Annotated in this window: 16 protein-coding genes; 7 read left to right on the top strand and 9 right to left on the bottom strand. The window is 34.6% G+C overall.

Translation table 11 applies throughout. The features are described from left to right. The 5 genes from kdsB to cmoA all read left to right on the top strand — a co-directional run bounded on the left by kdsB (window position 1) and on the right by cmoA (window position 4,692). Window positions 1-765: a 3-deoxy-manno-octulosonate cytidylyltransferase gene (kdsB, locus tag U9966_RS03885; protein WP_306346208.1), complete on the top strand. Its 765-nt coding sequence runs from the start codon at window positions 1-3 to the stop codon at window positions 763-765. Window positions 766-895: 130 nt separating this feature from the next. After that, the gene (locus tag U9966_RS03880) at window positions 896-1,300 is read left to right on the top strand and encodes a YidB family protein (protein ID WP_306346209.1); all 405 of its coding nucleotides are present in this window, start codon (window positions 896-898) and stop codon (window positions 1,298-1,300) included. Between the two features lie 176 nt (window positions 1,301-1,476). Beyond that, on the top strand, window positions 1,477-2,334 hold the full coding sequence (locus U9966_RS03875; protein WP_306346210.1) for a CYTH domain-containing protein: 858 nt from the start codon (window positions 1,477-1,479) through the stop codon (window positions 2,332-2,334). An 11-nt stretch (window positions 2,335-2,345) separates the two neighbouring features. Further along, window positions 2,346-3,737, top strand: a complete 1,392-nt coding sequence (locus U9966_RS03870) for a YdgA family protein (RefSeq protein ID WP_306346211.1) — start codon at window positions 2,346-2,348, stop codon at window positions 3,735-3,737. A 229-nt stretch (window positions 3,738-3,966) separates the two neighbouring features. Beyond that, window positions 3,967-4,692: a carboxy-S-adenosyl-L-methionine synthase CmoA gene (gene cmoA / locus U9966_RS03865; RefSeq protein ID WP_306346212.1), complete on the top strand. Its 726-nt coding sequence runs from the start codon at window positions 3,967-3,969 to the stop codon at window positions 4,690-4,692. A gap of 87 nt (window positions 4,693-4,779) precedes the next feature. On the opposite strand, the gene U9966_RS03860 is transcribed toward cmoA, so the two are convergent. Together U9966_RS03860 and U9966_RS03855 are read right to left on the bottom strand one after the other, a co-directional pair. After that, window positions 4,780-6,651 (bottom strand): SurA N-terminal domain-containing protein, encoded by a 1,872-nt coding sequence (locus tag U9966_RS03860; protein WP_306346213.1) that lies wholly within the window; start codon window positions 6,649-6,651, stop codon window positions 4,780-4,782. A gap of 107 nt (window positions 6,652-6,758) precedes the next feature. Then, entirely contained in the window at window positions 6,759-8,057 is a 1,299-nt protein-coding gene (locus U9966_RS03855; RefSeq protein WP_306346214.1) for a nucleobase:cation symporter-2 family protein, read from the bottom strand. Between the two features lie 145 nt (window positions 8,058-8,202). Between U9966_RS03855 and nagK the strand changes: the two genes are divergently transcribed. Beyond that, window positions 8,203-9,129, top strand: a complete 927-nt coding sequence (gene nagK, locus U9966_RS03850; RefSeq protein WP_306346215.1) for an N-acetylglucosamine kinase — start codon at window positions 8,203-8,205, stop codon at window positions 9,127-9,129. A gap of 9 nt (window positions 9,130-9,138) precedes the next feature. Beyond that, window positions 9,139-9,843: a hydroxyacylglutathione hydrolase gene (gene gloB / locus U9966_RS03845; RefSeq protein ID WP_306346216.1), complete on the top strand. Its 705-nt coding sequence runs from the start codon at window positions 9,139-9,141 to the stop codon at window positions 9,841-9,843. A gap of 416 nt (window positions 9,844-10,259) precedes the next feature. On the opposite strand, the gene mpl is transcribed toward gloB, so the two are convergent. The 7 genes from mpl to U9966_RS03810 all read right to left on the bottom strand — a co-directional run bounded on the left by mpl (window position 10,260) and on the right by U9966_RS03810 (window position 23,938). Further along, window positions 10,260-11,576 carry a UDP-N-acetylmuramate:L-alanyl-gamma-D-glutamyl-meso-diaminopimelate ligase gene (gene mpl, locus U9966_RS03840; protein WP_322631729.1) on the bottom strand — a complete coding sequence of 439 codons (1,317 nt, stop codon included), beginning with the start codon at window positions 11,574-11,576 and terminating at the stop codon, window positions 10,260-10,262. Window positions 11,577-11,712: 136 nt separating this feature from the next. Beyond that, on the bottom strand, window positions 11,713-14,652 hold the full coding sequence (gene ptrA, locus U9966_RS03835) for a pitrilysin (protein ID WP_306346218.1): 2,940 nt from the start codon (window positions 14,650-14,652) through the stop codon (window positions 11,713-11,715). A gap of 480 nt (window positions 14,653-15,132) precedes the next feature. Next, window positions 15,133-17,832 (bottom strand): HTH-type transcriptional regulator MalT, encoded by a 2,700-nt coding sequence (gene malT, locus U9966_RS03830; protein WP_306346220.1) that lies wholly within the window; start codon window positions 17,830-17,832, stop codon window positions 15,133-15,135. Between the two features lie 71 nt (window positions 17,833-17,903). After that, window positions 17,904-19,214, bottom strand: a complete 1,311-nt coding sequence (locus U9966_RS03825; RefSeq protein WP_306346221.1) for a Na+/H+ antiporter NhaC family protein — start codon at window positions 19,212-19,214, stop codon at window positions 17,904-17,906. Window positions 19,215-19,689: 475 nt separating this feature from the next. Next, window positions 19,690-21,729, bottom strand: a complete 2,040-nt coding sequence (locus U9966_RS03820) for an alpha-amylase (protein ID WP_306346222.1) — start codon at window positions 21,727-21,729, stop codon at window positions 19,690-19,692. 18 nt (window positions 21,730-21,747) lie between these two features. Then, a complete protein-coding gene (gene malM, locus U9966_RS03815; protein ID WP_306346223.1) occupies window positions 21,748-22,608 on the bottom strand; it encodes a maltose operon protein MalM in 861 nt (286 codons plus the stop codon). 121 nt (window positions 22,609-22,729) lie between these two features. After that, complete coding sequence (locus U9966_RS03810) at window positions 22,730-23,938, bottom strand: maltoporin (RefSeq protein ID WP_306346224.1); 1,209 nt, start codon at window positions 23,936-23,938, stop codon at window positions 22,730-22,732. Window positions 23,939-23,966: the final 28 nt, after the last annotated feature.

Here is a 23,966-nt window from a genome sequence, read left to right as displayed (position 1 = left end):
ATGAAATTTACTGTTATTATTCCTGCACGTTATTCCTCTACCCGTTTACCTCGTAAACCATTGCTTGATATTTGCGGTAAACCGATGATCCAACACACGTGGCAACAAGCAATTCAAGCTGGAGCAAGTCGTGTCATTATTGCTACGGATCATAACGAGATTTTACAGGTTGCTGAGAGCTTTGGTGCAGAAGTTTGCTTAACCTCGGAAAAACATAATTCAGGGACAGAGCGTTTAGCAGAAGTTATTGAGAAAATGGCAATTGCTGATGATGAGGTTATCGTTAATGTACAAGGCGATGAGCCTTTAATTCCCCCTGTGATTATCAATCAGATTGCTGAAAACTTAGTAAAATCAAAGGTGAATATGGCAACGTTAGCCGTTAAATTAACCACAAAAGAAGAGTTATTTAATCCCAATGTTGTGAAAACCTTAGCTGACAAAAATGGCTTTGCACTCTATTTTTCACGTGCATCTATTCCTTACGCTCGTGATCATTTTTCCAATTGTGATGATGATTTTGTGGCACAGCAAAATTACTTACGCCATATTGGTATTTACGCCTATAGAGCTGGGTTTATTAAACAATATGTAAATTGGCAACCTACTCAACTGGAACAATTGGAATCTTTGGAGCAATTACGTGCCTTATGGTATGGTGAAAAAATCCATTTAGATGTTGCTAAACAAGCCCCTGAAGTTGGTGTTGACACACAAGAGGATTTAGAAAAAGTGAGACAAATTTTATCCATACTGCCTAAATAACACGCCTTGAGCAATTATTATCATTATGTTAAAGTAAAAAGGCACTCTTGGATATTCACACATAAACGCCTGAAGTAAGTAGATACCCAAGGCTATTTTAATTTCTATCTATTTTAACTAAGGAGAATTTATGTTAAAAGGTATTTTAAGTTCAGTGGTCTCATCTCTAATTGGTGGGAATAAACAAAATCAAGCAATTCCACAACTACTGCAATCACTGCTTTCATCACAAGGTGGTGTTGAAGGGTTAATGGGAAAATTACAGCAAGGTGGTTTAGGTGATGTAGTTTCATCTTGGATTGGTACAGGTGAAAATCAAGAGGTTTCATCACAACAAATTAAAGAGGTCATCGGTGAAGATGAACTTCGCAATGTTGCACAACAAGCGGGTGTTGATGAAAATGAAGTGCCAAATTTACTTTCTCAATATTTACCACAAGTTGTTGATAAATTAAGCCCTAATGGTGAATTAGATACCAATAATTTGGATCTTGAATCTTTAGCAAAATCTACGTTAAGTAATCTATTTAAATAAGAAATAATAGCGGTCAGATGTTGTAAGTATTTTACAACATCTTACGACACGCTATTTTAATTTTAACTAAACCTTTTCTCAACAACACTGTTACCATACCATTATGATTATTTAACTTTGTGTAAATAGACAAAATTAAACATACCGTAAATCACTACCTAAATAAAGAATAAAAAATGCAAAACGAAATTGAATTAAAAATGATGCTTGAGCCTCATAATATTGAGGCAATAAAAAAATGGTTAGTAACCCAACCCATTCTTAAACAACAAACAGATGAATTAATCAACACTTACTACGATACCCCTTCGCTGTTTTTTGCTAATCAAAAAATGGGATTACGAGTACGTAAAGTCAATCAGCACTGTGAAATGACGTTAAAAACCAAAGGAGAAATTGTAGGAGGGCTACATATTCGTCCTGAATACAATATGGATTTACCCAATGATAAACCTGATTTTAAGCGGTTAGATGATCACTTTAATTTGCAATTTTCTGATGTTGAAGATATTCATCACTCCCTTGAAAAAGTATTTAGTACTGATGTCACTCGTACCTGTTGGCTGGTTCAATATCAAAACGCTGAAATTGAAATCGTTTTAGATCAAGGTTGGGTAAAAAATAAATGGGGAGAAGATCCTATTTGTGAAATTGAATTAGAGCTTAAAAACGGTGAATTAGGTGATTTAATGCAATTTCTAAATTATCTACCCATTCTTGATGGAATGTATTTTAGCGCATTAAGTAAAGCAGAAAGGGGATATTTTGTAGGACGTCCTGAAAAAATTGCAAAAAAAGTAAATGATCTTACCGCTTGTGATAGCTCAACAATGACAAAAGCAGAAAAATATCAATTTGAACAAAATTTAGCAGACATTATTCGTATTCTTCCTACTGAAAATGCGATATTATTAGAACAATTTATTACGTTAAGTAATATAGGTATTTTGAATTGGCAACAACTGAAAGACTACTTAAAAAGTCAAGGTTATCTAAAACAAAATATTCGCTTAATTCAACAACTCTATTTATAAAGGATAAAACAATGAAATTATCAAAAATTGCCCTCTCATTAGTTGTGGTAGTTGGTATCGCACAAATAGGCGGTGCGTGGTATACAGGAAAACAAGTTGAAGCTCGTTATGGTGAACTCGTTAATCTTGCCAATAAAGAACTTAAAGTACTTAAAGCATACGGCGTTAATGCCGAGTATAAAGACGTCAAAATCGAACGTGGTTTCTTTAGCTCTGATATCAATTATAACTTAGTCGTTAAAAATTATGATGGTGAAAACTATATCTTTAAAGGTGCCGACACACTTCATCACGGTCCTTTCCCACTAAACCGTTTAATCAAAGGTAAATTATTGCCGGTTATGGCAAGTGATGAAGGCATTTTATATAGCCCAGATTCCCTCAAATCGGTATTTAAAGATGGTGTAGTGCTTACGACTAATATTGATATTGATTACAACACTAATTTAAACGGTAGTGCAAAAACGAATGCGGCTAAATCAACTGACGGAAACTTTGAAATATCAGAAGTGGAAGCAGAATTTGATACAGATAAAAATGGCATTGGAGATGTGAATTTAGCACTTGACTCTGTTGCATTTTTCAATGGAGTAAACGTAAAATTTGCGGCTAAAAATATGGAATATAAATTCACCTCAGAGAAAAGTGAATACCCATATTTAGGATTGGGAGATTATGTTTTTAATGTTGAAAAGTTTTATGTTGGAGATAATAAAAATAAATTTGCTATGAATAATCTTGAAATGGAAGGAAAAGGTTATCTTGATAAAGTATCTTACTCAAGCAACACTAAAATGAAAACAGATATTTCAATGACCAAAAATGAAATAACACAAAATTTTGGTGAAATGAAGCTAAATGCAGATTTTGTTGGAGACGCTAAAATGTGGAATAATGCCATAGAAAAAATGTATGATGATCCTGAAAATTCGGATTATGCCACAAAGTTATTTCTTGAAGCGATCTCAAAAGGTTCATCATTAAAAATTAATGATCTTTCATTGAAAAATAAACAAGGAAAAAGTGATATTAAATTGGATTTAAATGTAAAACCATTTGATCCTGATTTAATACAATCAGAAAATGATGTTATCAATACACTGAGTCAATCATTATTGGATATGAAATTCAGTATCCCTGCAACTCATCTAATGATTGAACAATCAGAATTGCTGAATGGTGAAACAAAACAAGATGCAAAGCAGTTGGCTGATATAAAAATTGGGAATATAACCTCTCAAGCTAAAGAAAGTGACTTTTTTGTCGTAGATGATAAAAATATCAAAATGAAACTAGCCATTGATAATGGCAAAGTGAAACTCAATGATCGGGAAATGTCAGATCGAGAAATAGGTCAAATGCTAATGATCGCTACGTTTATGTTTATGGGTGCAGGTTTTTAATTTCTAAGTATTAAACCTCTAAGTATTAAACTAAAGAAAAACCCCGATATCAATGTGATATCGGGGTAACTTAATCTACTAAGGAAATTATGAAAAAACTACTCACTTCAGTAAAAGCATTTAGCACTTACTCAGACTTTGTCAATTTTAAAAAGTTCAAAAAAAGTATAACTTTTCTAGTAAGTAATTATTCACATTGCCATTTTTCAACTTTTAACTAACAAATTTTATGTCTAAAGATACTTTATTTTCAGCCCCTATCAATAAATTAGGGGATTTTACTTTTGATGAATCTGTTGCAGAAGTCTTTCCAGATATGATTCAACGTTCTGTCCCAGGTTATTCTAATATTATTACTGCTATCGGAATGCTTGCAGAACGCCTTGTCACAGAAAATTCAACTATTTACGATTTAGGTTGCTCTCGTGGGGCGGCTATTTTAGCTATTCGTCGTAATCTAAAATATAACAATGTCAATATTATTGGGGTCGATAACTCACCTGCAATGGTAGAACGTTGTCGTAGCCATCTCAACACTTTTCACTCAATAATCCCCGTTGAAATTTTATGTGATGACATTCGTAATATTGAAATTAAAAATGCCTCAATGGTAATATTAAATTTCACTTTGCAATTTTTACCACCAGAAGATCGTTTACTATTACTCACTAAAATTTATCAAGGATTAAATCCAAATGGCGTATTAGTACTTTCAGAAAAATTTAGATTTGAAAATTCATCGATGAATGAATTGCTGATTGATTTACACCATAGCTTTAAACGAGCCAATGGCTACAGCGAACTAGAAATTAGTCAAAAACGTACTGCGTTAGAAAACGTTATGCGAACAGACACCATAAAAACCCATAAAGCACGTCTTCAGCAAGCTGGATTTAATAATATTGAGTTATGGTTTCAGTGTTTTAATTTTGGTTCAATGATTGCAGTAAAATAAATAACAATAAACAAAGCGGTATGATCTATTTAATTTTTTGCAAATTTATTAAAAGATCATACCGCTTGAATGTTATTATCGAGAACGTTAAGGTTCTTGTTGTCTTAAAAATGCGTCATTATATTCGATCGTTGCTCGGTTACGTAAATCACTTAACATTTCATCACGTAATTGAAGTTGATCAGATTGAGAAAGTACCATTTCAAATGCCTTAAAGCCCTCTTCTTTACCCTCTGTCACTTTATCTAATGCAATAATAACCGCATTGCCCATTCGATCCATTGTAACTTGATAAGTCGTTTTATCTACTGGTTTTGGCATTGCAAATACATCTTTTGTTAGTGTTGGTTGTTGCATTAAATTTTGGATATAAACCAGTGTTTGAGGCTCACTAAAACTGACATCAACGGCTTGTCCTTCATTTAACCCTTTCACAATCGCTTTTGAATTTTCAGCTAACACTTGCTGTGCTTTTTTCGCTTTAATTAAGTTTTGCACCGTTTCTTTTGCTTCTTCAAATGTTTGTGGACGAGCTTCTTTATAGTTAATAACTCGAATAAAGGCTGTTTTTGCATTATTCCCATCAGTTAAATCAATCGCTTCCGACACCTGACGACTACGACGGAAATCGCCTTTCATCAAAGCAGATTGAATTTTAGGATTGCTTAATAATTCAGGGATGGCATTTTGTGAAAATTCTTGTGTCGTTTGTACTTTTGCATTAGCCACTTGTGCCACATCCGTTAATGAATCTGGTGATTCAAATGCTTTATTCGCCATTTCATTGGTCACTTTTCCATAATTTGCCAAACTGGTTGTTTTAATCAACGTTTGCTTAATTGTTGGTGTGGCTTGCTCAAGTGTCATTGCTACATCAGGTTTACGTTCCAATACTTTGATAATATGATAATTTCCGTTAATTTCTACTGGCTTACTTACTTTTCCAGCTTCAAGAATATTGGCTACCTGTTCAAAAATTTCAGGGAATGTCCCTGCTTTAGCCCAACCTAAATCGCCTCCATTTTGAGCTGAGATCATATCTTTTGAATACTCTTTTGCTAAAACAGAAAAATCTTCACCCGCATTTAATTTTGTTTCAACTTCTGCTGCTTTCTCTTTAGTTGCCATTTGAATGTGAGCTAAATGCGTTTCACCTTTAGTGATAAATTTATCTCGATTTTGTTGATAATAATCTTCTACATCTTGATCGGTAATTGAACTAGCATCAGCAAGATCCTCTGGTGTAACAGTAACAATTTCAACTTGCATTCTTTCAGGCTCTACAAACTGTGCCTTATGTTCATTATAGTAGTTTTGTAATTCAGTTTCAGATACTGTCTGTTTTTCCACTTCTTTTGCAAGTGGCAACACAGCGGTTCTAATAGTACGTTGCTGCAATAATAATTTTGCCAATAATGTATTCTGAGCAGGAACACTAAATTGAGAGTCTAAAATACCTTGTTGCACCTGTCCATTTAATATATCCCCTGCTACCATAGAGGCATAATAATCTGGCGATATATTATTGTTTCTTAATACATTTTGATAAAATTCGTTATTAAATTTACCGTCTTGTTGAAAATCAGGCGTATTCACAATTTGCTGTTTAATCTGCTCAGCACTTACCCCTAAATCTAAGGTTTTTATATATTGTTTTAATAATTCATCATCTATCAACCCATTGAGAACTTGTTGATTAAACTGAGCTGCATATTCAGGCGTATCTAATAAATCCCAGAATTTTGCGCCTAATTTATCACTTTGAATACTTTGCTGACGATTTTTAGTATAAGTAAAAGTGCGTTGTGAAATAGATTCACCATTTACTTTCGCCACATAATCATCTTTACTGTACATTAAAGAGCCACCCACACCCCCTAATACAAAAGAGAGTGCGACAAACGCAAAAATAGCTTTAAATGCAAAACTATTTGTTTTCTCGTGCATTTTTTCAATCATTGTAAGTTATCCTAAAAATAAAAAATATCTTACGGATTATACTGAAAAAACCCTTATTCTCAAAACTGTAATTTAATAAATGAGTGAATTCTTAATAAAATCATCTTTTATTCTTCTTTTTCTTTAGGAAGAATTAAATTGAGTGAAAGTGCTAATACTGCGCCTACGGTAATACCAGAACCAAAAATTTCTTTAAAGAATGCAGGTAATTTACCCAATAACTCTGGTCGAGTGGTAACCGCTAATCCGCCACCAATAGCAATCGCAATAATTAAACCATTACGGCTAGTGCGTTCTACATTGTTAAGCATTTGAATACCTGCAGCAATAATCATTGCAAACATAATAATTCCCGCCCCACCTAATACAGGAAGAGGAATAGAAACAATTAACGCACCAAATACAGGGAAAAGTCCTGCTAATACTAACAATACGCCTGTTAATGCCACAACATAACGACTGGCAACCCCTGTTAAGGTGATTAAACCGATATTTTGTGAAAAGGTTGAAAAAGGTGTGGTAGACATAATGGCGGCTAACGCAGACCCTAATCCTTCTGCCAAAATACCTTGTTTAAATTGCTGTGGTGTCACCTCTGTTTTGGTGGCTTCACCCAGTGCAAGAAAGTTACCACTGGACTCCACAATAGTCACCAAATAGGCAATGCTCATTCCAATTATCCCTGAAAGAGGGAAAGATAATCCAAAATGAAGAGGCTGGGGAATAGAAAAAAGTGGGGCTGATTTCACACCTGAAAAATCCACCCAACCTAAACAGAGAGCCGTAATATAGCCAATCATCATACCAATCACAATGGCTGCTGCAGAAAAAATACCTCGTCCCCATTGCACCAATGTCACAACAATAACTAATACAAAGGTTGCCATCATCAAGTTTTTGGGTTCAGCGTAATTAGGATCACCGACTTGAGCACCAGCAAACCAATCTACGGCAACTGGAATTAAGCTAAGTCCAATCATCATTACGACTGTCCCCGTTACCACAGGTGGAAATAATTTACGAATATGTGGCATAAAGAAACTACCAATGATCATTACTAAAGAAGCAACAAGTGATGAACCTAAAATCCCACCCACACCCGCATCACTAAAGCCAATCGCTAATGCTGCCGCCACAAAAGTAAAACTTGTTCCCATTACAGCGGGTAAACGTATGCCAATGTGTCCTATTCCTCGACATTGTATGATAGTAACAATACCAGAAACCAATAAGGCTGCATTCACTAATACAATAGTATCTTCCGTCGATAATTTCAGTACATTACCGATAACCAAAGGAACTGCAACAATTCCACCAATAGCGGCAAGTAAATGCTGCAAAGCCAGTAATAAACTCAACCCTATAGGTGGTTTGTCTTCAATCGCATAAAATAATTTACTGTTCATAAATTTTCCTTAAAAAGTGTGAGATAAAGTAAAGAATCGTGTAAATTATATCTAACGCAAACGTTTGCGTAAATATTTTTTTCACTATTTTTAGATAATTTCTTATATAATTCCTCCATAAAAATATTAACAAGGAGAATTAAGAATGACCTATTATTACGGATTAGATATTGGCGGTACAAAAATTGAGCTTGCTGTATTTAATGAGCAACTTGATAAACTCTATTCTGAACGCACACCCACTCCTCAAACTAGCTATGAAGATTGGTTAGATACCATTAAAACCCTTGTGCTTAACGCAGATAAAAAATTCAATACTAAAGGAATGGTTGGATTAGGTTTACCGGGATTTGTCAATCACGAAACAGGTATTGCTGAAATTACCAATATTCGAGTAGCAGATAATAAACCTATTTTAAAAGATCTCAGTAAATGTTTAGATCGTGAAGTAAAAGCCGAAAATGATGCCAACTGCTTTGCTCTTTCAGAAGCGTGGGATAAAGAAAATCAACAATATTCTACAGTATTAGGCTTAATTATCGGCACTGGTTTTGGCGGCGGTTTGATTTTTGATGGCAAAGTGCATTCAGGCAGAATTGGTATGGCTGGAGAGGTGGGTCATCAACAATTAAATTATCACGCTCTACAATTATTAGGTTGGGATAACGCTCCTATTTTTGATTGTGGCTGTGGCAATAAAGCGTGTTTAGATACTTATATTTCAGGACGTGGTTTTGAAATGTTGTATAACGAGTTAGAGGGTGAGGGCTTATCCGCCAAAACCATTATCGAAAACTTTTATAATCAACAACCACAAGCGGTACGATTTGTTGAAAAATATGTAAAATTAATGGCAATTTGTATTAGCAATCTGATTACGGTGTTAGATCCTGATATGATTGTTTTTGGTGGTGGTTTATCTAATTTTGATTATATTTATGAAGCTCTACCAAAAGCATTACCGCCTTATTTAATGCGTTCTGCAAAAGTGCCTGTGATTAAAAAAGCAATTCACGGTGACTCGGGTGGTTCACGTGGTGCAGCTGCTCTTTTCTTAAAAAAAGACGACTAGGAAAATAAAATGAAAGTGACCCCTATTCCTGTATTATCCGATAATTATATTTGGTTAATTCAAAAAGCGGATAAAGTAATCATCATCGATCCCTCACAAGCGGTCACTTTATTAGATTTTTTTGCAAAAAATCAGTTACAACCTACCGCTATATTATTAACACACAATCACGCTGATCATACTGGAGGGGTTGCAGAATTAGTGGAGCATTACCCTCATTTAACTGTTTATGGTTCTGCAGAACTTTCTCAATTTACCACTCAAATTGTCGAACATAATCAACATTTTGAATGCTTAGGTTATAATATTCAAGTGATTGACAGTGCAGGACATACAGCACAACATATTAGCTATCTGGTTGATGAAAAATACCTTTTCTGTGGTGACTCACTGTTTTCAGCAGGTTGTGGACGTGTATTTACAGGGGATTATGTTGCACAATTTAACACTCTGCAACGCTTTCGATTATTAGCCGATAATGTAAAAATCTACCCTGCTCACGAATATACTTATAGCAATCTTCAATTTGTGGAAAGTGTTCAACCTAATAATCAAACCGTACAACAATATAAACAGCAAGTTGAAAAACTACGCTCTCAAAACAAACCAACACTCCCCTCTTCTATTGCCTTAGAAAAAGAAATTAATCCTTTTTTGATAGCTAATTCGTTAGAGGAGTTTATTGAGTTAAGGAAAGGGAAGGATTGTTTTTGATGGTAGTTAATAGGGTTAAGTAGCATTGACAATCGTTAGATTAAACCTATTCGCAAAAAATATACCATTGAAGAATAATATATTGTAGAAACAGGGCATGTATTTCTACAAATTCAAGATTTCAAAAACATCTACCAAATTGAGGTCTCAATCTCTTTAAAACCGGGGAAAACAATCGTAAACTTTTACTTATTAATTTCAGGAATTAACAATTATTATGTAGATACTATTAAGAAATAGCAAGTATAAAAATCGCAAATTTTGAACTAGATGTAACCGCTATATTTTATCAACTTCTCACATAACTCATTGATGTATAAATATATTGTATCGACAGGGCATGCCCTGTCGCTACGTAAGGAATTAAATTTGCAAATCATCAAATTCTATTTTTAATCCAATTATCACTAAAGCCATTATTTCAACTTCTCTAACAGCTTGTTATGAATTCCACCAAAAGCACCATTACTCATTACTAAAATATGATCCGTTGGTTTTGTTTGTGTGGTAATCATTTGTACCAGTTCATCTAAATTTTCACTCCATTGTGCAGGCTGAGTGAGATTTTTTGTGATTTGTTCAACGTGCCAATCTATATTATCAGGTTGCAAAATAAATACCTGATCGGCATCGGTAAGTGCTGGGGCAATTTCATTTTTATGTACCCCCATTTTCATTGTATTTGAACGTGGTTCTAATACGGCTAAAATACGTTGCTCTTTGCCGACTTTCCCTCGCAATGCCTCAATAGTTGCTTTAATTGCTGTTGGATGGTGAGCAAAATCATCATAAAGAGTAACGCCATTTATTTGTCCTTTTACTTCTAAACGACGATTGGCATTCACAAATGAACTCAACGCATTACAGGCGTCAGCCACACTAACACCTGTATGATAACTACTCGCAATCGCCATCAACCCATTGTGCATATTATGTTTACCCACCACATTCCACTGCACTTCACCTTGTTTCTGTTGTTTGTGGTAAACCGCAAAATGGGAATAATCTTGATTTAATGGCTCGGCATACCATTCTTGCTCTTTGCCCACAAATTGCAATTCACTGTAATTGCCCATACCCAACATTTGCTGGACATTTTGTTCCTCTTTGTGAGATAAAATCACGCCATTTTGTGGCATTGCTCTAACAAGATGATGAAATTGGCGTTGAATGGCTTTTAGATCATCAAAAATATCCGCGTGATCAAACTCCAAATTATTCACAATTAAAGTTTTGGGATTGTAATGCACAAATTTAGATCGTTTATCAAAAAAAGCACTGTCATATTCATCGGCTTCAATCACAAAAAACTTGCTTGATCCCAATCGAGCTGAAATCCCAAAATTTCCTGCAATTCCACCGACTAAAAAGCCTGTATCAATGCCATTTTTGTCTAAAATCCACGTTAACATACCTGTTGTGGTCGTTTTACCGTGCGTGCCTGACACTGCTAAAACCCAACGATCTTTTAATAAATGATCGTGCAACCATTGAGGTGCTGAAGTAAAATTCAACTGATTATTTAACACATACTCTACACAAGGATTTCCACGGCTCATTGCATTGCCGATAATGACCATATCTGGCTTTGGATCAAGTTGTGCCACATCATAATTAGGAATAATCTCAATACCACTCTTCTCTAAAAAAGTACTCATTGGTGGATAAACATTAGTATCTGAACCTGTGACTTTATAACCTAATTCACGGCCAATAATCGCAATACCGCCCATAAAAGTGCCACAAATACCTAAAATATGAATATGCTTTTTCATTAAAAATTCCTAAATATGATTATTTTTTCTTGGTGGTTATTTTACATTGTAATTATTAAAATAGTCAGTAATTTTCATCACTGACTATATAATATTACCAATGTGAAACAGGCAATGTTTTTTGTAACTCTTCAATACTTGTTACTGTTTTGAAGTTATCCAAACTTACCTTATCCTCAGCTTTTGCTTTTGTACCTAATGCTTGGCTTATCAAGACAAAACCCGATTGCTCTATCACTGCTCGTTTATAAAAATCGATAATTTGCTGTTTTGTTATTTTCTTTGTAACTTTAATTAACTCTTCACGACTATCAAAACGTAAATTATTGTGATTAAAATCAGTCACAAAGTGACTAAATTCTTGCTCCAAAGACTCTGGTTTACGTTGTAATTTTTCTAACAAGCTCGCACGATATTGTTCAAATTCTTTATCTGTTAAAGCATTGAGTTTCTGCTCACTTTCCTTAAAAAAGCGTTCATTGTGTTGCATTATCCCTTTTGGTGTTGTATTTGGACTTTGCACCATAAATGATAAGCCAGAAGTTTTTCCAGTATAAATACGTCGAGAAGCAACAACATAACCAAGCTGCTTATCTGTACGCAAATCATTAAAATACCAGCGAGAAATAATGTCATTTAATAACATAGAACGAACATTATCCATTAATCTGTCATTTCCTTTTACCAAATAAATTAATACTAATGCGTTATCTTCATTGGGTACTTGTTGCACATAATTAATCTTTTGTGTGACATCACGAAAATCAACAAAATAATTATAATTTAATGCTGTTTTACTATTGGCTACTATTTTTTCTGCGGTTTTAGTTAAGTTTTTTACCTGCTTATCTGTTAAATTTCCGACAGAAAGCACTTCAATTCCAGTCGTATCATTCAATAAATGATTTCGCATTTGCTTAACATCTTCTAACGACACCTCCGCAAGTGCTTTTTTCTGCTTCTCTCTATCAAAATAAGGATAACTTGCTAACTTGTAAAAAACTCCAGCTGCTTGATTTAAACTATTCTCTTTTTTCTCACGAGCTAACGCCTCTAAAATTTTCTGCTTCCCTTGTTGCAAATCAGCCTCTGTTAAAGCAAAGGTTTTCATTTGTATTAAACCGTCTTGTAATAGTTTTTCAAAATTTTGTGTATAGCCCGATAGATTAGCACCGACTCCATTTTCACCGTAATAAAATGAGGTCTCAATACCCGCCACAGAAGATTGAAATGCTAGCTTAGTTTGAGCTAAGCCATTCATATAGTTTAACAACGCCACCGTCATTTGAGGTTTTAATGCTTTATTTTTAGGGGAAATTCCAAAACTTAAACTAATAATCGCTTTAGGTTCTTTTGGAAAATAATGACTGCCCATTGCATAAATTTTTTCACCTTTATCATATTTCAGTTTTTGTGGTTTTACACGAAACTGTTCCATTTTATTTAGTGAAAAATCTTCCACGAAATAAGGATTCAACTTAGGTAGTTTAATGGTTGGGTTATGACTAAAGTCTAACCATTTTGATTTTTGTTCAGGGCTAAATTTCATCACAGAATAAGGGGCATTCATATAAGGTGTTTGTTTATCTGTTTTCACCTTTTTATTCATCAACAAAATACGTGCATTATCTAATGTCATTTCTGCTAATTTTTCAGCAATTTCTTTTTGATCCATTGCTTGGGTTTCAAAACCTGCATTGATCACATTTTCTAATGGATAAGAAAGCATTGCATCTGTAATTTGTTCCACAAAGCCTAAATGCTTTTCTACCTGTAAATGCTCAAAAGATTGAGCTAAACTTTGCTTCATTTCTTTAAAATAGCTTTCTTGAATGCCTGCTTTTTTAAGCTGTTCAATTTGTTGAAAAATCAATGAAATAATCTGATCTTTTTGCTCTAAACCTTTCTCGGTCAGTTCAACATAAATCGTTAAATCACCACGATTGCGACTTACATTTGGATCAGCCCCTGCTTGAATACCACTTGAAGACAAGCCTTGTGTAATTAAATAATCAGACAATGTGCCTTCTGTATTATTATTTAGCATATAACTAATATAGGTATTTGTTTTAGATTTAAATTTGTCTTCATTATTAGGAAAATCAAAACTCACCGCCAATAATTTACGTGGTTTAATTGGCTTATAAGAAATCATTATCCCTTTATCCTGTTCACGATAAAGCGGTACGTTTATAGTTGGTTTTTGCAAATGTTTGTTTTTCATTAACCCTAATGTTTTAACGGCTAATTGCTGTAATTTTTCGATTGACTGGTCAGAATAAAGCACTGCTTTAACTAAATTTGCAGAATAATATTTTTGATAAAATTGCTGTAATTCATTTTGTAATTTACTTTCTGGTTTATTAGATAAACTCTCTTTATTACCCACTGCAAATTTAGTAATGGGATGGTTCGGATTTGACGTGGCTAAATTCACGCTATACATCAAATAACCATCACTTGATTTGGCTCGAACCATTTCAGCATTAACCGCATTCAATTCTTTTTTTGCATTTACTTCTGACAATAGAGGCTCCGCCAACGCATCCGCTAAGCGAGTAACGGCTTCATTAAAAGCATTATTATTTACTTCTAGATAATAAGCGGTACGAGATTTTGACGTAGAGGCATTATTTCTGCCTCCATTCTTACTTAAAAAATGATCTAACCCATTGGTTTCTGGGAATTTTTTTGAACCCATTAATGCCATATGCTCCAAATAATGAGCTAAACCTTGTTGGGAAACAGGATCTTCCATTGAACCTATTGGTAACGCCGCTGACATTAACGATTTATTCGCTTTTGGATCAGAAATCAACAACACTGTCATTCCATTATCAAGCTGAATGCCTTGATAAGTCGCATTATCTGCTGGGCTTTTTTTAATATTATTACTAATAATTTTAAAACCAGACAGTTGTTGATTTTGAAAAATAGAGCTTTCAGTATTTTTTATTTCATCACTGACTGCTTGTGAAGTCACTGTCACCGCAAATACTGTTGAAATAAGATAACTTAAAAATGATTTTTTCATTATATTTTCCTTAATATTAATATAAACATTAGCTAGCATAAGACAGATAAAATAAAAAATAATTCACTGTTCCACACCTTAAGAACGCCATAAAAACCTTAAATTTCCTTTATCTAGTTTTAAGGATAATCGTAAATTTTAAACTGGATGTAACCGCTATGCTTTACCAGTTTTTTATCTAACTCATTGATATAAATATTAAAGAAACTGGGATACCCTATCTCCACGTAAGTAATTAAATTTGTTAATTTTAGTCCCCCCTCCTAACCTCCCCCCGCAAGCGGAGGGAGGAATTTTTTTGCACAGAGGAGAAATCTCTCCTCCCCATTTGCGAGAGAGCTAAAGACTTATCAAAATTCCCTCCTCCCCATTTGCGAGAGAGCTAAAGACTTATCAAAATTCCCTCCTCCGCTTGCGGGGGAGGGCTAGGGAGGGGGGAACGATTACAGTTGTCTATCTAGATTTAAGGTTTACCTCTTGTTAATGGTATCCCATTAACACCAATAAATTTTTAGTATATTCAATGGCTTCACTGCGATTATTTACCCCAATTTTTTGGTATAAATTACGAATATGGGTTTTAATTGTTGTCATTGCTACTACAAGTTCTTGAGAGATTTGTTCGTTGCTATAACCTGAATAAATTAACCCTAACACTTGCCATTCACGAGCAGTAAGAGGACTAATTTTCAACAGTTCAGGCACTTGTGGATTTTCAAGGAGCCTTTGAACAAATTGTTGATCAAAGTGTGCAAATTTATGACGATTATGTTGATTGATACTGCGTAAAATAAATTGTGTTTTAGGCGTTGAAAACTCATCCAAAATATTCATTTGTAAAAGTTGGCGGATTTGTTGTGCCATCACATCGCCTTCAATCACAAAAGCACTAATAAAATTCGTTTGTTGACTCATTTCCAATGCTCGAATTAAATCTTTTTGAGCTAACTCTTTTTTGTTTTTATGAACAAAAACTAAATTTCTTAAAATTAACGCACGTTGGATATCGCTGGTTAATTTTAAACTTTCTGCCGTATGTAAAATGGTATTTAAGATATCAAGTGCTTGTTCTGGTTTATTTTGTAATAAATAAGCACGTGCAATATTACGAGATTGACGCTGTGTAAAGTGGTTTGAGGATCTGGTTGGTAAAGTTGTTTTTACTAACCAGCTATCTAACTGAGAAGGATCATTGGTCATTTGAGCATAAAGCACCTGAATTTCATCCAATGTGGCAATCCAATCCTTATGCACGGGAAAATGATTAATCGAATGCTGGCACTGTTCAATTAAGCGTTTAGCATTATTGAGATCGCCACGTACTAATGAAATTTTAGTAAGCAAGGCGAGACATTGTAGCTTTTCATCTTCTTTTTCTAAAATATCAATCCCTGCATTTGCCATTGCTTCTGCTTGGTCGAGGTTGTGCCATTCCCATTGAATTTGTCCTTTTAAACGTAATAAAAATTCGTGCATCGGAATTTGATGAAAATTTTCTGCTTGCAGGGTGGTTTCTTTCAATAAATCATAGGCAGATTGTAAAAAGCCTTGAGCAGATAGAATTTCAGCTTGTTGCAACTTAGACCATAACCAATGATGATAAGTACGTTGTGAAAGTGCCATTTTTTCGACTTGCTTCATTTGTATCATTGCTTCTTTTAAATTACCACGACAATGTTGCGCTTCTGCAATAACAGAAATTGCCACAATTCGAGCATAGCTAAATTCTTGAGGAATAGTTAAAAGAGCATTACTTGCCAGTTTATAAGCTAGCTCATCATCTCCTTCATTAATAGCGACTTGTCCTCTTAATGCATAAAATTTTCCTTGATAAGGTTCAGCAAGCGGTGAGTTTGTATTAAATTTTTGCAAAATACCACTGACTTCTTGATGACGATGCTGACTTTGTACTACCCAAGCTTTAAGTAAGACTAACGTTGGATCTTGCCACATTAATTCTGTAGGAAGGTGGTTTAAGCTATCTTCTAATAATTTTAATTGCCCCTGATGAAATAATGACCAGCCATATTGTTGAATAATTTTATATAATACTTGTGTATCAGTAACTTGTTGAGCGTGATAAATCGCCTCTTGGCAGAACCCTAATTTTAGCCATTCCATTGCCGCACATTGATTGAGTTTTTGCCATTCATCGGGTAATTCTAAACGACAACTTTGAGTTAAATAAGAGGATAAAATAGGGTGAAACTTCCACCAGATACCGCCATCATTACTATCTATTCGCTGAATAAATAGTCCTTGTTTTTCTAATTCATCAAGCTTTTTAGCACTATTTTTATCTTGGGTAATCGCAATTGCTAAGCCCTCATTCATAGAATGTAAAATCGCACAGCGTTGCATAAATTGTTTAAGTTCAGGATCGATATAATGAAAAATTTCTTCATTAAGATAATCCGCAATATGATGTTGATTAAGTTTAGCAAACAGTTTTTGTGGTGTTTTGATAAGATCGGTATTTTGTTTCAAAATAAAACTAATTAATTGTAATCCTGTTGCCCAACCTTCAACTTGTTCACATAAAGTAAATATCGCTTCTTGTGAGAAAGTATCATTTAACTTTAATTCAAGAAATTGTTTTGCTTCTTTATGTGTAAAAGCAAGCTGACTCATATTGATTTCTAATAACTGTTCGTGAATACGTAAGTTAGTAATACTAAGTGGTGGCGTTAAACGAGAAAGAATAATTAAATTCATTGTACTTGGCTGATTTTTTAACCAAAATCGTAACGCATTGTGAATTTCAGTGTTTTCAATATGGTGATAATCATCAATAATTAAACTAAAATTTGTGTCGATGTTATTTAATTTAACCAGTAATTGCGAGAAATAATCAGTTAAGTCATTTTGATAGTTTAAATCATCGGTTTCCATTCCACAGGCTTGTACCAATGCTGCAGTAAAATAGCGAGAAAATTGTTCTGTTTTATTATCACTTTTATCCAACGCATACCAACCAGTATGAGATTGACGCTCTTTCCATTGAGAAATTAGGGTAGTTTTACCATAGCCAGCAGGGGCAATAATAAGTGTTAGTGGATAGCGATGAATGCTATCTAGTTCGGTTAATAACAGTGTCCGTTCAATATTATGATTAGAATGAGTTTGGTTTTGTTTACTTGAAATCAGTTTCGTTGGAATCAATTTTGCTAGTGACTGCATTTTACCTCCATTGTATTAATATTATGACTGCAACAAAATACAGCCACTAAACAAGTATAAATTTTTTTAGCTTACTTCTTTCTTTTAATATTTGGCCAACCAATCATAATAAAGAAAATACCAAAGACTAACATTAGCATACAATACCAAACATAGGGAATAATATCTATCGGAGAAATCGAGCATAATCCCGCCATTACCAATAATTGCCCACCAAATGGCGATAAACCACTAAATGCCGAAGAAAAGAGATCTAAAATTGCCGCAATTCGACTTCTATTTATTCCGATTTCCTTACCGATATTTTTTGCGATAGGACCTGAAACAATGATTGAGATGGTATTATTCGTGGTCGCAATATCTAATAAACTGACAAGCGTTGCGATACTAAATTCACCTGCTCTTACACTTTTTACATTTTTGGTTAAGTGATAAAGTAGGTAATCAATCCCACCTAAATATTTCATCAATGCCACCATACCACCAACTAATACGGCAATTAACGCCATATCTTCCATCCAAACCATTCCAGTATGAATTACTTTAAAACTTTCAAGCAGAGTGAAATCTTGATGAATAACACCAATAATTAAGCCTGATAAAATCCCCAATCCCATTACAGGAATCACGTGCATCCCCACCAAAGAAAGTACGATAATAATTGCATAAGGTAGGATATTCAGTAAATTAAAATCAAGGTGTTCCGTAGCAGCAGTTGTATTTACATCAACAAGCAATAATAAGGCAATATTGATAATAATCGCAGGCAGTACCATTAAGAAATTGACTTTAAATTTCTCTTTCATTGTGACTTCTTGGGTTCGAGTTGCTGCAATGGTGGTGTCCGAAATGAAAGAAAGGTTATCCCCAAACATTGCCCCACCAATTACGAGACCCGCAACTAATGGAATATCAATCCCAATTTTAGTTGCTATACCAATGGCAATCGGTGCCAAAGTTGAAACCGTCCCCATTGACGTTCCCATTGCAAAGCTCAGGATACAAGATACCACGAACAAACCCGGTAAAATAATATTTGAAGGCAAGATACTTAATCCAATATTAACAATTGAGTCAACCGCGTGCATTGAATTTGCCACACTATAAAATGCCCCTGCCAATAGGAAAATAATCACCATTAAAATAAGGGTTTCTTCGCCACCACCTTTACAAAAAATAGCAACTTTTTTAGTGAAAGAAATTTTATGATCTTTATCATTTAAGAAAAAAGCAACTAAACACCCAATAGAAATACCGATCATAATCGGCATTGTTTCAAAACTTCCCGAGATTACCCTAACAAGGATATAAGTGATTAAAAAAGCAAATAAAGGAAATAAGCCTTTAATATTACCTTTATTTAGATTTGTGCCATTTGGCATTGTGTTTTTTCTCCATTGATTAAATTTTATTTAAGACTATGCTTAAATCAAACCGTACAAGATAGTCAAAAATGCTATTAAAATCAAGTTGTGATTGTTTATTTTTCAGCAGGTAAGATCTTGAAATTTATGCCCCCCTCCTAGCCTCCCCCCGCACGCGGAGGGAGGAATTTTTTGCATAAAGAGGGATAATTTTCATCTCCACTTGCGTGAAAGTGCTAAGCTTTCAGATCCTCTCCTCCACTTGCGTGAAAGTGCTAGGCTTTCAGATCCCCTCCTCCGCTTGCGTGAAAGTGCTAGGCTTTCAGATCCCCTCCTCCGCTTGCGTGAAAGTGCTAGGCTTTCAGATCCCCTCCTCCGCTTGCGTGAAAGTGCTAGGCTTTCAGATCCCCTCCTCCGCTTGCGGGGGAGGGCTAGGGAGGGGGAATTATTACGATTAATTTTATAAAATCAATAATTAAAAGTTTACGATTGCCTATTTCCCAACCCAAACAACCATTACTTTGTCTTTATCATACTGACGACTAAATGCAAAATAATTTTGAGTTTCAAGTGTGATATTTTTTCCTTTTCCAACTGCAATATGTTTTTTTCTGAAATGGGTTAATTTTTTCCAATGGTTAAATAATGCTTGATGCTCTGGCTTGGTTAGATCTTCCCAGTTCATATCTGAGCGTGTGCCTTGCAATGGATCTGATCCTGTTGCACCAAATGGACGAGCGGTTTCATCACCATAATAAATTTGTACTGCACCCGGAGAGAGCATTAATAAACTGCCTGCTATTTTTTGTTTGTTTAAATCTTGTTTACTCGCTTTATCAAAAAACAGCTCTGTATCGTGGGAAGAAAGATAACTTAACACATTAAAATCGGTTAATTTGTTGCTCATTAATTGATAGGTTTCTCCAATATTTGCAAAACAATCTAAGGATTTTTGAGCTTCATTTTGGAACTCAAAATTGATCATCGCATCAAAGCCATTTTGATAATAATCATTTTTCATTACACCTAAGCCCCACGCTTCTCCTGTCATCCAAAAATTATTACCAAAATTTTTGTGATTTTTTTGCCATTCTTTTAAAGCTTTTGATGAAGCATTTTTTAAAGCGAGCCACGTACTTTTTTCAACGTGTTTCGCCGTATCAACACGAAAACCGTCAATACCATATTCACGCACCCAATCACTTAACCAAGTAATCAGATAATCACGTACTTTGGCATTGTCTAGCTTTTTAGCATTAGTTTCTTTTTTTGCAAAAAATGCAGGTAATGTTACCGCTTGTTCCGCCTCTGTTTTCAAATCAGGTAATGAGGTAAGTGACATTTGCAGATCATTAAATTTTGCTCCATCATAATCGCCAATATCGGAACGCACCCAAGCCTTTCCCCACCAGTTTTTCCAGCCTTCTTTATGACCAAAATGAATATACTCATTAAATTTATGCCAATTTTCATTGGCTTTTGGCGTCCAATCTGTCCATTTTTTACCAAATGTTTTTTCGGCTTCTTGAGCATCTAAATAAAGTTTACCAAACTTAAACTGTTGCATATCCGCCAACGTTGCATAGCCAGTATGGTTCATTACGATATCAAATAGTACACGAATACCTTTTTTATGAGCTTGATCAACAAATGCTTTTAACTCTTGCTCTGTCCCCATATTAGCATCGAGTTTTGTCCAATCTAGATGATAATAACCGTGATAACCATAGTGTGGAAAATCCCCTTGAGAGCCACCACCAACCCAACCGTGAATTTGCTCTAAGGGTGAGCTGATCCAAATAGTATTGATACCAAGTTCTGATAAATAATCTAATTTTTGGGTTAAGCCTTTGAGATCACCACCGTGAAAAGTACCGATTTCCTGCATTCCATCATTTTTACGTCCATAACTATGATCATTGGCAGTATTGCCATTATAAAAGCGATCCGTCAGTACAAAATAAACAATGGCATTATGCCAATCAAAAGTAGGTTTAATCGTCGAATTAGCAAGTTCTAAAAGTAGTAATCCGTTCGCATTTGGATCGGGTAACATTGTTACTTTCCCCTGCTCTACGGTCGCGACTTGCCCTGAATAGAAATCTCGTATTTTTTCACCATTTTTAAAGGTAGAGGATACATCAATAATCACTGGTTTTTTATTCCAGACAGGGCAGGTTTTTACTATTTTTTTAGGTGGTTCGATAGGTTTAACCGTTACTTTTAATGTAGGAGTTGTCGCTTGCATATTGATAGTGGCGATATATTGCCCTTTTCTAAAAATACGCAAATTTACCTTTTTATCCTTACAAGGAACAAGGGATAAAGCGGTATTTAACTTGATATTTTTTTCAGGCTGATAGCACTTTTTATCAAAATGAAATTGTAGTGGATAATTACCTTTTTCCAAATCTGCTCTAGCTTGAAAAACAGACTTTTGCTGTTTTTCAAAATGAGGAAACAGTGTGTTTTGCCATTGTTCAGCATAGGCAATGCTCGATATAACGGCAGGTAATAATAACCATTTTTTCATTGTGCCACTCCTCGAATATTATTTCTTAGCAGCAACTTTTTTAAGGAATATTTTACGTGGTTGCGTTAATCCTAACTGTTCTGCTTCATTCACTAGGTTCATTGCTTTACTAATATCGTTATTTTTCAATGCACTAAGAACGGCATTATTAAAATATTGTTCAGTGCTGTTTTCTACTTTTTGAGTGCGTTTTGGGGTTGCTTTTTGTTGTTTCCCTACAACCGTTGCTTGTGGTTGTTTGGCTTCAAAAAGTGGACCATTTAACCCAATAAATTGGCTGGTTTGTACACCATCAATTTCAATTTTGATTTTTCCAGAATTAGTATGTTTGACTTGAAGATCATTAATTGCTGGCGGTTGATTACCTTTTGCTTTTGCATAAAGTTTGGCTGGGTGAGTAATAGTGGTTGTTTTTTCTAAATCTTGTTTTGTAGTATAGATCAATAAGTAAAGGTAATCTTGATTTGCTGTTGGGGTTAAACTTAATTGTGCCGTTAATTGAGGTTCATCCAAACCACGAGCCTCAGCAAGTTTAAAGGTTGAAGCAGGATAGGTAACAGATGGATTAAAATTTGCATCAAATACTAACATATTAGGCACAAAAATATGATCGTTATCCACCACTAAACTACTGAGATTTACTTTTATTGTTCCTTGATTAGCAGGAATTTTATAGCCAATAACTGCACTATCAAAACCTGCAATAGAAGAAATAAAATGTTTAACTTGATTTGATGTAATATCTGTCACTTGTTGTTGTGATAAATTCACATTTTGCCAATTAAGATTTTGTAACTTAGTTTGATCTAACTGAGAAGGACTTGCTAATACTGATACAGCAAAAAAGGTTGAAATCAAAAGAGTAATTTTATTTTTCATAATATTTCCTATGGTTTTGTAGTATTTATACAAAATAAGCGGTTAGATCTTATCAATTTTTTGCAAAAAAATGGAAGAATGTAACCGCTTATTATTTACTTAAAGGTGTATTGTGGAAATATTACCACCACGCTTCAAATTGAACACCGTAAACAAATTGGTGATCTTTACCATTTAATTTTTTATCATTTGCTTTTGCATAGGTTCCAAATACACGAATTGCTGGTCTTGCCCAAATGCTGTCACCTGCTTGCCATTGTTGTGCTAAAGTTGTTTTAAATAGGCTATCTTTTTTCCCATCTTTTTGTTGTTTAACACGATCATAACCCAATTCAAGCAATGTACTCATTGTTTTATTCCATTTATACATTGGGCGAATACCTGCTGAATACCAAGTATTACCATTATCATTATCTAGATCTGTTTTTTGATAAATTAAGGTATACATTGTTTCAACTTTATCACTAAACTTAACCACTCCTTGATCAATTAGGCGTAACATTGAACCTTTGTTATCAACTCTTGATCCTTGTGAATGACCAGAGTTCCAAGAAGTCATTGCATCTTTTGCATATTGAATAGTAAATTTATTAAAGCCACCGAAGAAATTACCTTGAGTGTGTTCTGCTGTTAGCATATAACCATTTTTAGTGGCTCCATCAACAAATTTAGCACCATCTTTAGCATGAGCTCTACCATAATCAACACCCAATTCTAATGAACCATTTTCATTGGTCTTGATACCTGCCAAACGTACATCAAAAACATCATTATATACATCAGCTTTTTCAGCACCAAGTACAGCACCGCCACTCTCTGTATTACGAGTTACAGCTAAAGAGAGTTTACCAGCACCTACATCAATATTTTCAACCCCTGCACCCGGACCTGAAATATCCCAGTAGTAGAAGTCATTCATGTGGACATCGTGGCGTTGATAGAAACGTTTACCTGCCCATAAGGTTGCACCCGGTAAGCTATCCGCAAAGTTTTTAAATTGTACATTAACTTCACGAAATGCTGGGCTAGTCGATTCCCAATCAACTTTTTGGCTAGTTTTGTAAGCAAGATTAGAGTCAAAATAAATTGATTTTTCACCATCTTTATATAATTCTTGACCTAATTTAAGCTCCATATAAGTATCTGCTTCATTTCCTAAACGGTATTTAGGAGCAAAAGGGTTATTGGTTACTTGTAATAAAGGTTGTCCACCCCCTCCATTTGTCCAGCCAATACCTGAACGAGCATAACCGTGAAAATCTACCGCAAAAGCAGAACTTGACATAATCGCACCAGAAATAACCGCTGCAAGTAAAGTTTTTTTATTCATAACAGACTCCTTATGATTAAGTAAATAG

The organism is Pasteurella atlantica (genome assembly GCF_963693435.1).
In the GTDB taxonomy this organism is placed as follows: Bacteria; Pseudomonadota; Gammaproteobacteria; order Enterobacterales; family Pasteurellaceae; genus Phocoenobacter; species Phocoenobacter atlanticus.
The sequence above is the reverse complement of the archived record's forward strand: the minus strand, read 5'-3'. Positions and strand labels throughout refer to the sequence as shown.